The organism is Hyphomonas sp. ske169, assembly GCF_056850855.1.
In genome coordinates this window covers 2,638,336-2,654,867 of sequence record NZ_CP096146.1, presented here as the reverse complement: position 1 = coordinate 2,654,867, position 16,532 = coordinate 2,638,336, and the positions used below count along the sequence as shown (strand labels likewise).

Here is a 16,532-nt window from a genome sequence, read left to right as displayed (position 1 = left end):
ACCCGCATGAGCGGCGCCACAACGCGCCTTGCCGCCGCGCAGCTCCTAATGATGGTGCTGGAAGAGCGCCGAACCTTGGATGAAGCGCTCGCCACCACAGATGCTTTCGAACAATTAAGCGGCGCCGATCGCGGCTTTGCCCGCGCTATGACCAGCGCCGCCTTACGCCATCTTGGCCGGATCGATCTCGGCCTCGCGCCTTTCTTGGATCGCCCTCTAGAGACCGCGCCACCGCCCTCGCGCGCATTATTGAGAATTGGCGCGGCCCAAGCTTGGCTGCTGGAAACACCTGATCATGCGGTCGTCGGTGAGACGGTCTCTGCTGCAAAGATGTGGCCGCGCGCGCAGCGGGCGACCGGCTTTCTAAACGCCGTTCTTCGAAAAGTAGTCGCTGACCGATCAGGATTTGACGCCGCCCCGATGGAAGCCAATTGGCCCGAATGGCTGCGCGCTATGATCAGCCAAGGCCTCGGCGCGAAAGCGGCAGCTGCATTGGCAGAAGCTCAAACCCGGCAGCCGGAAACCTATCTCACGCCCAAAGACGGCAACCCTGCCGCTTTGGCTGAAAAACTGGGCGGCGAGGCCGTCGCGGACGTTTCAGTGAGCATCGAAACCAATGCCGTTGACGCCCTTCCTGGCTATGAAGATGGCGACTGGTGGGTTCAAGATGTGGCGGCGACCTTGCCCGCGCGCTTGCTCGGCGCATCCGCTGGAGAGCAAGTCTTAGATATTTGCGCCGCTCCGGGCGGCAAAACGTTGCAACTGGCGGCAACGGGGGCGAATGTTACCGCGATTGATCGATCAAAGCCGCGCCTTAAGCGGCTCAAACAGAACCTGTGGCGCACCAAGTTCAAAGGCGAAGTAGAGGTCATCCAAGCCGATGCCACAGAATGGCGACCAGAAACGCCCGTCGATCGCATTCTATTGGACGCGCCGTGTTCGGCCCTGGGCACACTCAGGCGCCACCCCGAAGGCGCTTGGATCAAGGCGCCCGAAGACGTTACCCGGTTTCCGGACATTCAAGAACGGCTGTTGCGCGCCTGTATTGCGATGCTCAAGCCTGGCGGCACCTTGGTCTATTGCGTATGTTCACCGCTCCCCCATGAAGGCGCGGATATTGTTGAGCGCGTATTGACTGAAACCAACCTCTCTCGCGCGGCCATTCGCCCCGAAGAATGCCCGGGGTTTGAAACCTGCGTCACAGCGGCCGGAGATCTTCTCACACTCCCGGTGGGCACGTTCGGACATGACGCGTTCTACATCGCTCGCCTGAGACGCGATTCCTGACCAAATTGTCATAAAAACAATCGATTCTGCCCCAATCATGCCTTTTCAGGTTCATAGGACGTTCAGCCAATATCGGTGAAAACCGTATCCATAGTTTCCCGTGCATAAGGAGCACACCCCATGACGACTCTTGTCTCAGCCGTGAAGGCCCCAACTAAACTTTTCGCTGGCGGAATTGCCGCCATGACCCTCGCTGTTGCTGGGTGCCAAAGCACCTATGGCGCAAATACTGTCAGCTCTTCCAGCGTCGGCTATGCGATGACCGTGAAACCAGGCGTTGTGACCAGTGTTCGCGCGGTGACCATCAAGCCTGACCGCTCAATTGTCGGCACCGCAACCGGTGCTGTCCTTGGCGGACTTGCAGGATCTGAGCTTGGCGGCGGCGATAAAGCCCAAACCGCGGGCGCGATTGGTGGCGCCGTCCTTGGCGGTATCGCTGGGAACATGATCGGCACAGCTGCTGGCACCAAACAAGGCCTCTCCGTGACGGTTGAGTTCAATGACGGCAATGTCAAAGCCTTCGTCCAACCGGCAGATACCAATCTCCAGCCAGGACAGCCTGTAAACGTCGAATTCCGTGAAGACGGCGCTTATGTTGTCCCGGTTCAATACGCAGGCGGATACTAACCCGCCACCTGCGATATCCCCTGTATCAAAACTGCCGTCAGCCTTGTGCTGGCGGCAGTTCCGTTTTAGGCGTTCAGCATGAGTGAGGTGTTGATTTCACCGTCGATTCTGTCGGCGGATTTCGCAGAATTGGGCGCAGAGATTCGCCGAATTGATGAAGCAGGCGCAGACATGATCCATGTCGACGTCATGGATGGGCATTTCGTGCCGAATTTGACCTTCGGGCCGCCCGTGATTGAAAAGCTGCGCCGTCATAGCGACAAACCCTTCGACGTGCATTTGATGATCGCTCCGGTTGATCCTTTTATTGGCGACTTTGCGAAAGCGGGTGCAAATATTCTGACCGTGCACCCTGAAGCAGGCCCTCACCTTCATCGCACCCTGCAGGCGATCCGCGCTGCGGGCATGAAACCGGGTGTGGCTTTAAATCCCGGCACACCTGCCGACGTGATCGATCCGGTCATCGACGATGTCGACATGATCCTGGTCATGTCCGTCAATCCAGGCTTTGGCGGCCAGAGCTTCATTGAAAGCCAGCTCAGAAAAATCGAAGTCTTGCGCCAAAAAATTGACGCCACCGGTCGCGACATCATTCTGGAAGTGGATGGCGGCCTCAACCCGGAAACGGCCCCGCGCGCCATCTCAGCTGGGGTAACTGCTATCGTCGCCGGATCAGCAGTCTTCCGCGGCGGCCCGAGCGCTTATGCCGACAACATTTCCGCCTTGCGCGCGCCCGCGACAATTTAAGGCTGTCTCCCTGCGATGAGTGAAGCCCATTCCTCCGATCCGTTAAAAGCGAAGCGTAGCGACGCTGAGGATGCGGCAGTGTGGGAAAAATTTGCTGGACGGCCCGGCGAAGACGCAAAAGTTTCAGCCGTCCACCGCTTACGCATTGCCGGCAACGCGCCTGAAGGATTTGGCTTACATATGCGCCAGATCATTCCGCCGGACGAGCTGCGCGGTGAGATGCTGATGCGCGGTGTTTGGCGGATTGGCATGGACCGCCTTGAACATGAAGATGGCGCCGCCCCCTGGTCGGGGGCGATGCCATCTCGGCACTATGCTAACCGATTGCACCGGTTTGATTGGCTTCCCGATCTGTTCACACAAGGCGATGCCGGAGCTGACCGCGCACGGTTTCTGGTCGATGATTGGATCGATAATTTCGGCCGGTTTGACGGCTTCTCTTGGCGCATGGGTTGCGCTGCGGACCGCGTCTGGAACTGGATGCGCTGCGGCGCAGCTTTGTTTGAACAAGGCCTGCCAGAAGCTTGCGACACCCGGTTGGAGGCGCTTGGACGTCAAGCGCGCCACGTTTTGGCACTGGTCGATTCTGAGCTCGAACCGAAAGCCCGGTGGCGCGGGTGCACGCTCGCGGTGGCGCACGCAGTCTGTCTGGGACGCGGCAAGGGCCTGGACGATGCTGAAATGCGGCTCGAGAGCGAATGTACCGCCCAATTCTTCGCAGATGGCGGACATGTCAGCCGATCACCTGCACGGGCGATGCGATGCTTGTCTGATTTGATCGCCATCCACGATCTGCTCAGCCGCAGTGATCGGGAAATCCCGGAATTTCTGACCCGTTGGATCTCGCGGATTGGCGGCATGGTCGCCTTCTTCAAAGCCAGCGATGGGGCTCTGATGCCCTTTCATGATGGCGATGAGCGTTGGCCGGAAGCGGTCAGCGCTGTCCTCGATCATATGGAAACGCCGCCGCGCCGTTTCTCCGTCGCGCCAAAATCTGGCTTTCATAAGCTTGAGAAGCAAAACACCGTTTTGATTCTCGATGCCGGGGCCGCCCCAGAGCCGCCTTTTGGCGACAAAGCCCATGCCGGTGCGCTTGGGTTCGAGCTGCATGATGGCGATGCGCGGCTGATTACGTCCTGTGCCTGCAGCCCCGAAATCGATATCGCGTTCCGCGCCGCGGTGCGTCATTCAAGTGCGCATTCGACGCTGATCCTGGCAGATACAGATTCCTCAAGGTTCACTCCGAATGAGGATACCCGCCTCCTCTACCCACATGGCCCGGAAGGCATCTCAGCCAAGCGGCTCGAAGAAGATGACGAGATTTGGCTTGATGCGCAGCATGGCGGCTATAAGCGCGAATATGGCCTGCTGCACCGGCGACGGCTGTTCATGTCGGGCGATGGCAGACGGTTGACGGGCGAAGATTCTTTGGCACGTCCCGTGTCTGCCGGAGCGACGGAAGATGATGCGCCAATCGTTTATGCATTGAGATTCCATTTGCATCCGACCGTCGAACCAGAAATGGCGGGCGACTCAATTCTGTTACAAAGTGAGCATGGTGCGAAATGGCGCTTCAAATCTAGCCACGCTAAGGCCATGCTAGAGGAGACGATCTACTTAGGGAGAGGGATCATCGAGCGGAGCAAGCAAATCGTGCTGAGCGGCAAAGCCTCGCCCGACAGTGATGGTTCGGCGCCCCCGAACTGCATTCGCTGGGCCTTCCTAAAGGTGGAAAACGGATGAAGCCGCAGGTTGAAGCCAGACGGGCAATGGCCCTGACGCTCGGCTTCGACGTGTTCGCAGCCTTTTTATCGATGCTGGTGGCCGTCCATTATCGTTGGATCGCCACAGATGGAACGCCGCCTGACGCGTGGCCAACATCTCTCATCGCCGCGGGATCTTTTGCGCTTGCTGCTGGAGTCGCCTTTTTTGCTCTACGAGTACACAGACAAGTTTGGCGCCATTCTGGCTGGCCTGACGCGGCTCGGATCATTCAAGCGGTCTTCCTAACCGCCCTCATCTTCATTCCTATCATCTTTCTCTGGAATCGATGGGTCGGATTCCCGCGGACCAGTCTGCCGCTGGCTTTGCTCGTCTGGGTGACTTTGGTTTTCTTGGGTCGCATGGTCGCCCTCTCACGCTCAACCCGGCGGCCTTTTCAGATCTTTCGCGGCACGCGCGCCGACGCACCGCCAGCGATTTTGGTCGCCAATGCAACTGAAGCTGCAGACGTGCTACGCGACCTGCAAGCCACAAAAGGCGGCGCTCCGGTTCGGATATTAGGCTTGATCGAAGCCGACGGCGCTGAGCCTGGGCGCGCGATCCGCGGCGTTCCAGTATTCGGCGACCTGAGCGAACTCGGCAAAATGTTGGACCTTTTGGCGGTGCGCTATGACGGCACGCCATGGGTCGCTGTCGCCGGCACAGTCCGCGCGCGCGAGACCATGAACCAAGTTCTCGAACTCGCGACCCAGCATGGCGCCGAGGTCATGGCGCTCGGCTCAAATCGCGAGGGTTTACATCTCCAGCGCGTGCGCCCTGCGGACCTGTTGGCGCGTCCGGTGCGAAAACTGGATATTGAACCCCTCCATGCCCTCCTCAAGGGCAAACGCGTCTTTGTCACCGGCGCGGGCGGAACCATCGGATCACAATTGGTCCAGCAATGTGCCGCAATGGGGGTCTCGCAACTCACACTCTTCGATGCGTCTGAGTTTAATCTCTACGACATCGATCTGACACTGCGGGAATCTTTCCCGGACTTAGATGTGTTCGCGCAAATCGGCGATGTCCGAGACAAAAAGCGCCTTCAACAAACGGTGCAGCAGGCCAAGCCTGACATCATGATCCACGCTGCCGCGCTGAAACATGTGCCGCTCATGGAGATGAATGCCTGCGAGGCCATCCTCACAAATGTCGGCGGGGCGATTAATGCGGTCGATGTCTCGATTGAATGCGGGCTCGAACGATTTGTCTTCATCTCCACCGACAAAGCCGTGGACCCAGACAACGTGATGGGCGCGACCAAACGCTTGGCCGAACTCGCCCTCGCTTATCGCGCTAAAGGCACACAGCTTGCCGTATCGATGGTGCGGTTCGGCAATGTCTTGGGCTCATCCGGCTCTGTGGTGCCGCTATTTGAACGTCAGATTGCGGCAGGCGGTCCTCTGACACTGACGGATGACCAAGTGTCCCGCTATTTTATGACCGTGGAAGAAGCCGCTTCATTGGTGCTGCAGGGCGTTGCTCATAATGGGAGCCCTGGCGAAGCCTCGCTCTATGTCCTCGACATGGGTGATCCGATCCGCATCCGGACACTGGCCGAAGCGATGATCCGCATGAAGGGCATGGTCCCGTATCAAGAGATTAAGATCAAAACGACTGGTTTGCGGCCCGGCGAAAAGCTGCATGAAGAGCTGACCTATTCGGATGAGCGATTGATCGCCACGGGCATAAACGGCCTCAACAAGGTCACGCCTGAAAGCCGAAAAATGGAGCCGCAAGGCTTTGGCGAAAATGTCGAACAACTGCTATCGGTCGCCGCCGAGCGTCAGCAAAACCACGCCCTCAAGATCCTCGGACAGCTCGTCCCGGCCTATGATCCGCCAAATTGCCGGACTTAGATGATGCCAACCCGTTGACGCCGCTGGGACTCATGATACGCGAGCGAGCGTGATCAGCCCCTAGCCTGAAAGCCGCTCAATGACCCACGCCACCAAAGTTCGCCGCGCCCTCATTTCAGTTTCAGATAAAGAAGGGCTGGTCGAACGCGCCAAGGCGCTAGCCGGCTTTGGCGTAGAGCTCGTCTCAACCGGCGGCACATCGCGTGCGCTCAAAGAGGCCGGACTAGACGTCAAAGATGTGGCTGACCTGACGGGCTACCCTGAAATGATGGATGGCCGGGTTAAAACCCTCCACCCAGCCGTGCATGGCGGCCTCTTATATTTGCGCGACAATGACAGCCACAAAGCTGACGCCGAGCGCCACGGCATTGAGGCGATCGATCTGGTCTATATCAATCTCTATCCATTCGAAGCGACTGTTGCATCGGGGGCGGGGTTCGAAGACTGTATTGAGAATATCGACATTGGCGGCCCCGCCATGCTGCGCGCGGCCGCCAAGAATGGCGATTTCGTTTCGGTTTGCACTGATGGCGGCGACTTGGATTCCGTTTTGGCAGAAATGGCGAGCTCTGGTGGCCGCATCAGCCGAGACACGAGCCGTAAGCTCGCAGCGAAAACCTACGCTCGCTCAGCCGCCTATGATGCCGCCATATCAGGCTGGTATGCGAAACAACTTGGCGAGACGGCACCTGATTGGGTCGGCTTCGGAGGGCAGCTCAATGAAGCGCTCCGCTATGGCGAAAACCCGCACCAGAACGCTGCCTTCTACACAACTGGCGAGAACCGTCCTGGAGTTGCCACCGCCCACCAGGTGCAAGGCAAAGCGCTCTCATACAATAATATCAATGACACAGATGCTGCTTATGAGCTGATCGGCGAGCTTGGAGATGACGTGCCCGCCGTGGCGATCATCAAACACGCAAATCCTTGCGGCGTCGCGCTCGGCGACAGCGTGATTGAGGCTTATCGCGAGGCGCTGGCTTGCGACTCTACCTCGGCGTTTGGCGGGATCGTGGCGCTGAACCGTCCGCTGGATGAGGCCACAGCCCAGGAAATCACCTCGATCTTTACCGAAGTGGTGATCGCCCCGGGCGCAGACGACGCGGCAATTGAAGTGTTCAAGAAAAAGAAGAATCTCCGGCTGCTGCTCACGGATGGGCTGCCCGATCCCGCGGCGCCCGGCACCTTTGTGAAGACGGTTGCGGGCGGGCTGCTGGTCCAAGATCGCGATTTTGGCCGGATCACCAAAGACGATCTAAAAGTCGTGACAAAGCTCGCACCAACCGAGGCGCAGCTTGACGATTTACTATTCGCGTGGCGCGTCGCCAAACATGTGAAATCAAACACAATTGTCTATGCAAAAGACCGCGCAACGGTCGGCATCGGGGCCGGACAAATGAGCCGCATTGATTCCGCTCGAATTGCCGCGCGCAAAGCCGAAGACGCGAAAGAGAAAGAAGGGTTCGATGCACTCCGCACGACAGGGTGTGTCGCCGCCTCCGATGCTTTCTTCCCATTCCCGGACGGCATGCTTGCCGCCGCTTCTGCGGGCGCCAGCGCGATTATCCAGCCGGGCGGTTCGATCCGTGATGATGAGGTAATTGCCGCGGCTGACGAAGCCGGCCTCGCCATGGTGCTAACCGGAATGCGTCACTTCCGGCACTAGCGCGACCATCCTTGCGCCTGTTAGCTACACTGTATGAGCACGCTTCCTCCGCCTTTCGACGCACATGGCCAGCACTGGCTGGATATTCGGGTCTATTATGAGGACACCGATTTCACCGGCATGGTCTATCACGCGAATTATTTGCGCTTCTTCGAGCGCGGACGCTCAGATTTTTTGCGGGATGCCGGGGTGAGCCATCAAAACCTGCTCGCACGAACACCACCAGCAGCGTTCACGCTGACCAATGTCGAGGTGGATTATAAACGCGCGGCGAAAGTCGACGACTTGCTGACCATCCGAACGCGTAGCCTCGGCGTGAAAGGCGTCCGGATGTATTTTGGACAGACCTGTTTTCGCGGCAAAGACGTGATCGCAGAAGGCCGCATCACCGCCGTGATGATTCACACCGACGGCCGTCCGATGCGCCCGATCCCAGAAGTGGTCGCGCAGCTTGAGCCGTACGAATATCAGGCGCCCGCCGAAAGTTAATCTTCAGCCCGACCTTATTGCACCGCATCCTGCCATTCCGGATGTTTATCAAGCGTCGCCTTGGCAAAGGGACAGAGCGGGATGATCTTGTAGCCCTCCGCCCGCGCATCTTCTACAGCGGCCTCGACCAGTTTAAGACCGATCCCCATTCCGCGCATCGAGTCCGGCACGCCGGTATGATCAATAATGATCCGCGTTGCACCGGCACGCGAATAGGTCATCTCAGCTTCATCGCCATTGATGACAAGCACATATCGCCCGCCTTTAGGACCGTCTTCTCGCATTATCTCCGCTTCCGCCATTTCAGTCTCATTGTCTGGATAAGACATAGGTCCAGGCATGGTTCCCGACCATGGCGAAGGGCACGAATAGTCTTATCTCGAAATTGCATGGCGGTGCCTCGAGAAGTGTCAGGATTTGTCAGCAGTCGGGATTAGACTAAACTGCAAAGTACGGAGGATCCTCATGGCCAAAAAGACCGCCCGCGAGAAACTCGCCGTGGAGAAGCAAATCAAGAAAGTCGTCATGGACAAGGCCTGGGCCGGCATGAAACCAGGCGACAGGATGCTCGTCGCCACCCCGCTCATGGTCGATGCCTATATTCGCAAGATCCCGCATGGCAAAACCGAGACGATCCCCGAAATGCGCAACGCTATGGCCGCGGCCGAGGGCTGCACGGGGACGTGCCCAATGTCGACCGCCATCTTCGTGCGCATGGTCGCTGAAGCGGCACTTGAAGACATCGCAGACGGTAAGGCGGTCTCAGACGTCAGTCCGTTTTGGCGGATGATTACCAGCCAAGACAAAATCGCCAAAAAGCTGAACGTGGACCCGGCCTGGATTGACGAGCAACGCGCCTTGGAGGCGCATTAGTTCCATATAGTTCTGTTTGAGATATTCTGACAAAATCATTTTCGATGTATGCGCACTCTGCGAGTTGAAGCCACCCGAGCACGACTGTTTTTTTGGGTCAGAAGCGGACATTGGGACTTTAAATGAAATCGCGCGCCGCGGTCGGAGTTTAAGAGTAGGTGGTACGCAGCTTTTCGGCGAGCCGGTCTCGGATGCTTTGAAGATGCGCGATCTTTTGATCGACCTCTTCGAGTTTCTCGCGGAACATGGCCGCAGCTTTTTCTTTTGGGAGTTTGTCTTCCATGAACATGGTCAGATAGTGCTCAATCTCTGAGAGTGTAAATCCGAGCGATTTTCCGAGAATGATCCATTTTAGGCGTTCTTGATCCCGATCTGAAAAATCATTGTATAGTCTTGTCCCCGCTTGCTTCGGCGTTGGCTTAAGTAGACCGATCTCCACATAATGCCGAATGGAGTCTTTCGTCAGGCCGACTGACCGAGCGAGCTGTCCAATTAGCATAGTATGTCTCTTTTACGCTTGACTGTGGGGTTAACCCCGCAGGTTAGAGCATAGGTGACGCGACGATTCCAGTCGCCTTTTCTCCTCGAGGACTTGCTCATGTTTATCAAAATTGGACTTGCGGTGATTGCTGCTTTCGCTGCATTCGGGGCCTTGGTGTGGTTTGCAGATTTGGGGGGGCTGAAAACGCGTCTCTTCGTTGGCCAGATCGTCAAGATGCGTGTGTCGCCAGAGCGGCTCACAAATGTCAAAACGCCGGCAGACTATGGCATGTCATTCTCGGATGTCGACATCATGACACCAGATGGCCTTCGCCTCAGCGCTTGGGAGATCCCAGCACCGATTGCATCCGACAAAACGATCATCATGAACCATGCGCTGTCGACGACGCGGTATGGCTCTGTAGAGGGACTTGATGGTGTGCCGGTTGAGTATCTGCCTATGGTGAAGCACCTCCACGAGGCAGGCTATAATGTTGTGATGTATGATCACCGCGGGCAAGGCGATAGCGATGGTGGTACAGGCAAGACTCAAATCGGCCCAAAAGCCCCGGTCGGTGTGGGGGCGACAGAGTGGCAAGACGTTATTGGTTCGCTAGACTATGTGAAAAATCATCCGACATTCGGGAATGATCAGATTGCATTTTTGAGCCAATGCATGGGCGCAAGCGCAACATTCCGCGCTTGGACGGAAGCGCCTCAGACATTTTCCGATCCACAGATCAAGTCTGTTGTCGCGATCCAGCCACCAATCGCTTACAAAATGAACGAGCGCTTCATTATCGCGAAAGCGAACATGGACATCGTGGATGAAGTTCTGGAAGCACAGATTGAGAGTTATGGATTTGGTTTTGCGGACAATGTGAAACACGTGAAAAGCCTTACGGTGCCGGTACTTTTCTCACAGGTCGAAGCAGACGAATATACGTTTGACATCGAAACGGGCGTGAATGATGTCCAGCTCATCTATGACGCCGCCGCGACGGAGAAGGAAATTATCTGGGTGCGCGAGACGGGTGATAAGCCTCACGGAACGGGCAAGCGGTTTGACGGCTATGGTTATTTTAACAAATATCCGGAAGAGCTCCTCGAATTCCTGGCTCGGAACTTTGAGATCGGTTCTGAGGGATCAGTTGATCTCGCAGAATAGCCTGGACAGGGGTAGGTTCATACAGCTTCTTGCGGTTGCGCGCGGCTTACAGCTCGTTGCCACTCACGTCTGCTTCGACGCCGGTAGCGGACACTCGCTCCGGGCCACCGATTTCCGGGTTGAATTGACAAATCCGGGGCAGCACTCATTAATCTCACGTGCTCCAACTTATTCTACAAGCCATTTCTTATCCTTTCGGGCCGCGTCTCGCCTGGATTACGGGTCTGTTGGGCATCGCCCTATCTCTGTTAATTTTCGGGTTTTTTCTAACCAAGCCACCAAGCCAATTTTCCGAAACCCCGCCTAGGATTGGTCTCGTCTTGGCCGGAAATTGCGGCGACGACTTGGCGGTCTATTCCACCTTGGATCACGACCAGAATATCCTTCTCGGTGTGTCTGTTAAGGCGTCAGAGCCGGAAGCCTATTCAAGCACGTTTAGACGGCTGGCAGATGAGGTCGAAGCATCAGTGTCCTACGCTCCGCTGAGCGACGAAATCGACTGCGACCGCATGCGACTGGCCGTGGTCGGTCCGCCAAAGTCATCCGTGACACCTGTGGGGGCGGTGTTTGGCGACATTATTGTTCAGAACCATTCCGTCGGGAGTTCTCGGCGCAGTGGGATTGTCGAAACTGCGTTGCGCGAAGATGAAAACGGACCCGGAAGTGACCGCGGCAGTGCCGACCAGGTTCGCGATGGAGCGCGCGCGAAAGTCGGTTTCGTTTCAACCGCCGATTTCCCCGAAATTATCAAACCAGCTGAGTCCGTCGATACAGATTATATCGGGCCAGAAAGCGATTTATTAGGCACGACCGATCCAGATTTTGGCGGCATTTTACAAGACTGTATCGGTTCACACGGCGCCTCTCACACAGATATCGATCTCTCCGAACACCCATGTGTCGCATTCGTCGAAGCGGAGGCTTTACCAGGTTTTGTCGGCGTCGCCATTCCGTCCACGCGTTGCGCTCAACCGGTCGGGGCCGAGCCTGTTCAGTGTATGTCTACGTCCGGACTTGTTCAAAGACGGATCGCTCCGGTCGCCTTGCTGTTCAAAATTGACTGCCCCGAATGCCGAAAAGGACAAAGGTTCGGGTTCAGTCTGGAAGCGATCTTCACCCAGATGAGCGCCTGGATTTCAGGCAATGACAAAACGGTGTCTCTCACCGCTTTATCCACCGATCGGAAAGCACCGACGCCCTGGCGGGATGACGACGCGGCGCGAACCAAACGTTTTGATGATTGGGTTTCAACGACAAAAGTCGGCGCCTATTCAACCACAATTGATAGTTATGTTTGGCAGTCAAAGAATATGGATGAGCGCCGTCAATTCAATCTCATGTGGGGCGCGATTATCCTCGGCTTGGGCATGACGATTCTGATCGAACTTTTGATTGTCTCCATCCATCCGGGCATCAGATTGCAAACCACCCCTCCGGATGAGGACGGTGTGTAATTCGCCACCAGCTCGGCCGAGCAAGGCGCACTAGTTCACATTGAGCTGTTCGGTTGCCTGATCGTATTTCTCGCGGGCTGTATCAATTCTATTCAGGTTTTCCAGCGCCCAATTCCCGAGTGCGGATACTGGCTCGCGGAACGACTCACCCATTTTGGTCAAATTGTATTCAACCTTGGGCGGGATGGTTGGGTGATAAGTGCGGTGAACGAGGCCATCCCTTTCCAGCTTTTTCAAGGTCAGGCTCAACATGCGCTGTGAGATTCCCAAATTGCGTTTCAGCTCGTTAAAGCGAAGCGTTCCATATTCTGAAAGCGAGATGATGACGAGGACGCTCCAACGGTCACCGACGCGCGCCAAAACTTCATTGATGCGCGCGCAATCAGGGCATTGGACAGAATTTAGCATGTTGGTTCCCTTCTTGTGACCAGGGGTCGTTCATGTGCCTTCTTGCGAAAACATACAGTTCCCAATACATCGTCAGTAACAAAAGTATACTGCGCTCAATGGATCACGACAATAGGAGATGGGAAATGGCCAAAACGAGTCTGCTGAGCCGCATTTTTGGGCGGAACAGCAAAAAGAGTATCGCGCCCGTTCAAACACAATCAACAGATAATAGGACGACATCTATGACCCAGAAGACCCTGCTCGAACAGCTAGATTGGCGCTACGCAACCAAGAAGATGGACCCCGCAAAAGCGGTTCCGCAAGAAAAAGTAGACGCCATAGTCGAAGCCATCCGCATGGCACCAACTTCAAGTGGCACACAACCTTTCGAACTGCTCGTCGTCACCAATCCTGAGGTGCGCAGCGAAATTTGCAAAGCCGCGAACGGTCAAACGCCGATTACGGACGGGTCTCACCTGTTAGTGTTTGCCGCCTGGGACAATTACACAGAAGCGCGCATTGACGAGGTGGCAGACCTGAACGTGAAGGCGCGAGGCGATTTGCCTTTGATCGGTCAGTATTACGGAAACCTAAAAGCCAATTATGTTCCTCGCGATTCTGAAACAAATTACGCCCACGCTGCACGCCAAGCCTACATCGCATTGGGTGTCGGCCTGGTTGCCGCGGCCGAGCAAGAAGTCGACAGCACGCCGATGGAAGGGTTTGACCCGGCCGCAGTCGATAAAATTTTAGGCCTAAAAGAGCGCGGCTTGCGCTCAGTTGTTCTCTTGCCGCTTGGCTATCGTGATCCGACTGGCGATTGGCTGCTGCCAATGGCAAAAGTCCGCAAGTCACGGGACACGATGGTGACGTTCGTCGACTAAATCGACCGACGGCCATCACCGCTATGGACGGTCACTGGTGGGCCTTCGGGCGTTGCCAGGGCTCCCATGGGTCAGGAGGAGACATTGCCGGAGTGTCTTAGCGGGGACTAACCTAAGTCGTTTTGGGACCTCGCTTTTTCGCTCACCGACTATTCGAGCAAGATTGATTGACGGAGCTCATCGATAAAAGTTCGCAGTAACGGGCTATCGCTGTCTGACGCGAACACGCCGTGCCATTGCCGTTTAAACCCGGCGTCACCCAAACGTAGTGGCACCATGTTTTGCATGTTATCACGCCTCAACATCCAGCCCGCAAGTGTGGCAACGCCAAGCCCAGCTCTTGCGAGTTCGAACATACCTTCTGTCAACGGCATCTCCGTCACGGATTTGGGCGCACACCCTGCTGGCCGCATGAACTCATCGATAATTGGTGATCCACCGGCCGAATAGACAAGCAGTGTCTCAGGTTCCAAATCGGCGGGGTGGACGACGCCGCGTTTCGCCAGCCGATGGTCTCGCGATACGAGAGCAAAGATTTCGTCCTCAAATAAAAACTCCGACTGACAATTTGGGAACGTTTCTGGATACGCACTCAGGATTAGGTCAACTTGGCGGCTTTCAAGGAGCTTTATTGGAGCGATCGTTGCGGCAATTATTTGTACGTCCAAGTTACAATCATATTGGCGAATTCGGTGCATCACTGCAGGCAGCCATCGATATGTGGTGAAACAATGCGCACCCACACGAATGCGGGCTTGGTTCTGAGCATTCAGATCGCTCAATTCGATGTTCAGCCGACCGATTTCTTGTGCGATCAATTTTGCTGTCTCAAGGGCACGGCGTCCGGACGCGTTCAAAGTAAGACGGCGCCCGGTGCGCTCAAACAGGGGTGCACCAAGCGATTCTTCAAGCTTAGAGAGCCGATAGCTCGCGGCTGGTTGGGTCAGCCCGAGGCGTTCAGATGCTGCCGTCAGGCTCCCCGTTTCGGCAATGGCAATCAGTAGGTCCAAACGATGCGGGAGAATTTCTTTCATCAAATTTTTTTATCAAAATTTTCCAATTATTCAATTGGACTTATATCGCACGGCGAGGCTAGGTGCTCGTCTCGGCGCGTGCAGATTGCGTCGTCGCTGAACTCCAAAATAAAGAGACCTCGCATGCTATCCGCTACCCTCAAATGCCTTTCGCTCCTGATCATCTCTTTTTTGCTGAACATCCCACCCGCATGTTCCGACCCCGTAGATATACAGCGGCTGACTTGGGCGGGGGTCAAACTCTCGAACGAGAACGCCACGGTCTTCATCGACACGATGGCGACAGACATTTGGGACGGCGCTGCGCCGGAAAAGTTTGTCAAACCGGAAGCCAACACGCCGCGCCGCTATGCGCTGATCACTCATATCCACAATGATCATTTCGATACCGAAGGGCTGCACGAGTTGCTCGGCGAACGAGGGTACGTCATTTGTCATCAACCGATCGCCGCTTATGTCGCCTCTCGCGGCTTCAAAGTGATTCCGGTAACGCTCAACCAATCAATTTCGCGAGGCGGTTTTTGGTTCACCGCGTTGCCGGCGAGCGACGGGTTTGGCGACGCTCAAGTCAGTTGGCTCGTGTCGACCGAAACACAGAAAGTGTTTCATGGCGGCGACACGCTTTGGCACGGAGATTTCGAGCGGATAGGCGCGCAATATGGACCAATCGATATTGCCTTTTTACCGATCAACGGCGTGAGTGTCCCGGGGCCTTTGGGGGCCTACTCGCCCCGCGTGATGACCCCTCAGCAAGCCGTGGACGCTGCCAAGTTGCTGCGCGCAAAGGTCATTTCTCCGATTCATTTTGGCGTGACCAGCGCCCCCGGCTATGTCGAGGTCGAGAAGCCATTGCAAGCCCTGCGAGATGCTGTCGCTGACCAACCTCTCTCGGCTGTGCATCTGTTGCCAGGCGACTCGCTGCAGCAATGATGCCGTGGGACGTCGCCACAGTCTCCACGCTTGCGATTGGTCGCCCGAAAGTTCAAATCCATGGCCAGCGAGAAATCCAAACCAGCATATTCAAAACACCCGTCACCGGCCCGCTTTCGGTTGGAAAATCGAATATAGAGGGTGATCGACAAGCTGATCTCAGCGTTCATGGCGGGCGCAACAAGGCCATCTATGTTTATTCAGAGGCTTACTATCCGGACTGGGCCGCGACTTTGAAACGCGACCAACTTGAGCCTGCGCAATTCGGTGAAAATCTCACCGTCGACGGGTGTCGCGATTCGGACATCCTCATTGGCGCCACAAATCGGATTGGTACGACGCTGCTAACAGTGACGCAGCCAAGAATACCCTGTTTCAAACTTGGAATCCGTTTGGGTGACATGACTGTTCCTAAGTTATTTTGGGAAATGGGCGCGCTTGGATTTTATATGCGGGTGGAGAAAGAAGGTGAGATTTGTCAGGGCGACCGGGTGCGCCTGATATCTGTACCCGACCACGACATAACGGTGCACGATCTATGGAAGTGCGTCATGCACAGACAGGTCGTCCGTGCGAAATCTGCTCTCACGCTTTTGCCTCATCTTGACGCGGGCTGGCAGAGACGTCTGCAAGCAATCGTGGCGAAAACGGACTAAGCATCACCGACAGCATCTTCATCAAACTTTACCGATATGGACTGTGGTACATTCACCCACTCCATATCCGCCTCTGCAAGAGAGTGCGTATACTGATCCTCCTTGGTGCGCGACTTGTACCTAGCGGATAACGTCCGCTTTAACACCGAAAGCGGACATTGTGTCTGGGCCATTCGCGAATTCTGGCGTTTCAGGTCCTCATCCAGAGCGCAGTCGAAGGATAATGG

17 protein-coding genes are annotated in these 16,532 nt (G+C 56.1%); 13 read left to right on the top strand and 4 right to left on the bottom strand.

Going from position 1 to position 16,532, the window contains the following annotated elements; translation table 11 throughout:
* Positions 1-6 precede the first annotated feature (6 nt).
* The 7 genes from MY069_RS12845 (at position 7) to MY069_RS12815 (ending at position 8,436) form a co-directional block, all read left to right on the top strand.
* On the top strand, positions 7-1,287 hold the full coding sequence (locus tag MY069_RS12845; RefSeq protein WP_482794184.1) for an RsmB/NOP family class I SAM-dependent RNA methyltransferase: 1,281 nt from the start codon (positions 7-9) through the stop codon (positions 1,285-1,287).
* Between the two features lie 120 nt (positions 1,288-1,407).
* On the top strand, positions 1,408-1,914 hold the full coding sequence (locus MY069_RS12840; protein WP_482794183.1) for an outer membrane lipoprotein: 507 nt from the start codon (positions 1,408-1,410) through the stop codon (positions 1,912-1,914).
* A gap of 78 nt (positions 1,915-1,992) precedes the next feature.
* A complete protein-coding gene (rpe, locus tag MY069_RS12835; protein WP_482794182.1) occupies positions 1,993-2,661 on the top strand; it encodes a ribulose-phosphate 3-epimerase in 669 nt (222 codons plus the stop codon).
* Positions 2,662-2,676: 15 nt separating this feature from the next.
* Positions 2,677-4,404, top strand: coding sequence for a heparinase II/III family protein (locus tag MY069_RS12830; RefSeq protein WP_482794181.1), 1,728 nt, complete (start codon positions 2,677-2,679; stop codon positions 4,402-4,404).
* Positions 4,401-6,281: a polysaccharide biosynthesis protein gene (locus tag MY069_RS12825; RefSeq protein ID WP_482794180.1), complete on the top strand. Its 1,881-nt coding sequence runs from the start codon at positions 4,401-4,403 to the stop codon at positions 6,279-6,281. Before MY069_RS12830 ends, MY069_RS12825 begins: the two co-directional genes overlap by 4 nt.
* A gap of 79 nt (positions 6,282-6,360) precedes the next feature.
* On the top strand, positions 6,361-7,947 hold the full coding sequence (purH, locus tag MY069_RS12820; protein ID WP_482794179.1) for a bifunctional phosphoribosylaminoimidazolecarboxamide formyltransferase/IMP cyclohydrolase: 1,587 nt from the start codon (positions 6,361-6,363) through the stop codon (positions 7,945-7,947).
* A 33-nt stretch (positions 7,948-7,980) separates the two neighbouring features.
* Positions 7,981-8,436 carry a YbgC/FadM family acyl-CoA thioesterase gene (locus MY069_RS12815; protein WP_482794178.1) on the top strand — a complete coding sequence of 152 codons (456 nt, stop codon included), beginning with the start codon at positions 7,981-7,983 and terminating at the stop codon, positions 8,434-8,436.
* A gap of 14 nt (positions 8,437-8,450) precedes the next feature.
* Here the strand turns inward: MY069_RS12815 and MY069_RS12810 are convergent, their stop codons facing one another.
* On the bottom strand, positions 8,451-8,777 hold the full coding sequence (locus MY069_RS12810) for a GNAT family N-acetyltransferase (RefSeq protein ID WP_482794177.1): 327 nt from the start codon (positions 8,775-8,777) through the stop codon (positions 8,451-8,453).
* Between the two features lie 124 nt (positions 8,778-8,901).
* Between MY069_RS12810 and MY069_RS12805 the strand changes: the two genes are divergently transcribed.
* Positions 8,902-9,309 carry a hypothetical protein gene (locus tag MY069_RS12805; RefSeq protein WP_482794176.1) on the top strand — a complete coding sequence of 136 codons (408 nt, stop codon included), beginning with the start codon at positions 8,902-8,904 and terminating at the stop codon, positions 9,307-9,309.
* 148 nt (positions 9,310-9,457) lie between these two features.
* Here the strand turns inward: MY069_RS12805 and MY069_RS12800 are convergent, their stop codons facing one another.
* The gene (locus MY069_RS12800) at positions 9,458-9,808 is read right to left on the bottom strand and encodes a MerR family DNA-binding protein (protein ID WP_482794175.1); all 351 of its coding nucleotides are present in this window, start codon (positions 9,806-9,808) and stop codon (positions 9,458-9,460) included.
* A gap of 99 nt (positions 9,809-9,907) precedes the next feature.
* Between MY069_RS12800 and MY069_RS12795 the strand changes: the two genes are divergently transcribed.
* A complete protein-coding gene (locus tag MY069_RS12795; protein WP_482794174.1) occupies positions 9,908-10,957 on the top strand; it encodes an alpha/beta hydrolase in 1,050 nt (349 codons plus the stop codon).
* Positions 10,958-11,115: 158 nt separating this feature from the next.
* Positions 11,116-12,411, top strand: a complete 1,296-nt coding sequence (locus tag MY069_RS12790) for a hypothetical protein (protein WP_482794173.1) — start codon at positions 11,116-11,118, stop codon at positions 12,409-12,411.
* A 30-nt stretch (positions 12,412-12,441) separates the two neighbouring features.
* Here the strand turns inward: MY069_RS12790 and MY069_RS12785 are convergent, their stop codons facing one another.
* Positions 12,442-12,819 (bottom strand): winged helix-turn-helix transcriptional regulator, encoded by a 378-nt coding sequence (locus MY069_RS12785; protein ID WP_482794172.1) that lies wholly within the window; start codon positions 12,817-12,819, stop codon positions 12,442-12,444.
* Between the two features lie 224 nt (positions 12,820-13,043).
* Here MY069_RS12785 and MY069_RS12780 point away from each other — a divergent pair, with 224 nt between their 5' ends.
* Positions 13,044-13,685 (top strand): NAD(P)H-dependent oxidoreductase, encoded by a 642-nt coding sequence (locus MY069_RS12780; RefSeq protein ID WP_482794171.1) that lies wholly within the window; start codon positions 13,044-13,046, stop codon positions 13,683-13,685.
* 149 nt (positions 13,686-13,834) lie between these two features.
* On the opposite strand, the gene MY069_RS12775 is transcribed toward MY069_RS12780, so the two are convergent.
* Positions 13,835-14,719, bottom strand: coding sequence for a LysR family transcriptional regulator (locus MY069_RS12775; RefSeq protein ID WP_482794170.1), 885 nt, complete (start codon positions 14,717-14,719; stop codon positions 13,835-13,837).
* Positions 14,720-14,842: 123 nt separating this feature from the next.
* Between MY069_RS12775 and MY069_RS12770 the strand changes: the two genes are divergently transcribed.
* Together MY069_RS12770 and MY069_RS12765 are read left to right on the top strand one after the other, a co-directional pair.
* The gene (locus tag MY069_RS12770) at positions 14,843-15,649 is read left to right on the top strand and encodes an MBL fold metallo-hydrolase (protein WP_482794169.1); all 807 of its coding nucleotides are present in this window, start codon (positions 14,843-14,845) and stop codon (positions 15,647-15,649) included.
* Positions 15,646-16,305 carry an MOSC domain-containing protein gene (locus tag MY069_RS12765; protein ID WP_482794168.1) on the top strand — a complete coding sequence of 220 codons (660 nt, stop codon included), beginning with the start codon at positions 15,646-15,648 and terminating at the stop codon, positions 16,303-16,305. Before MY069_RS12770 ends, MY069_RS12765 begins: the two co-directional genes overlap by 4 nt.
* Positions 16,306-16,532: the final 227 nt, after the last annotated feature.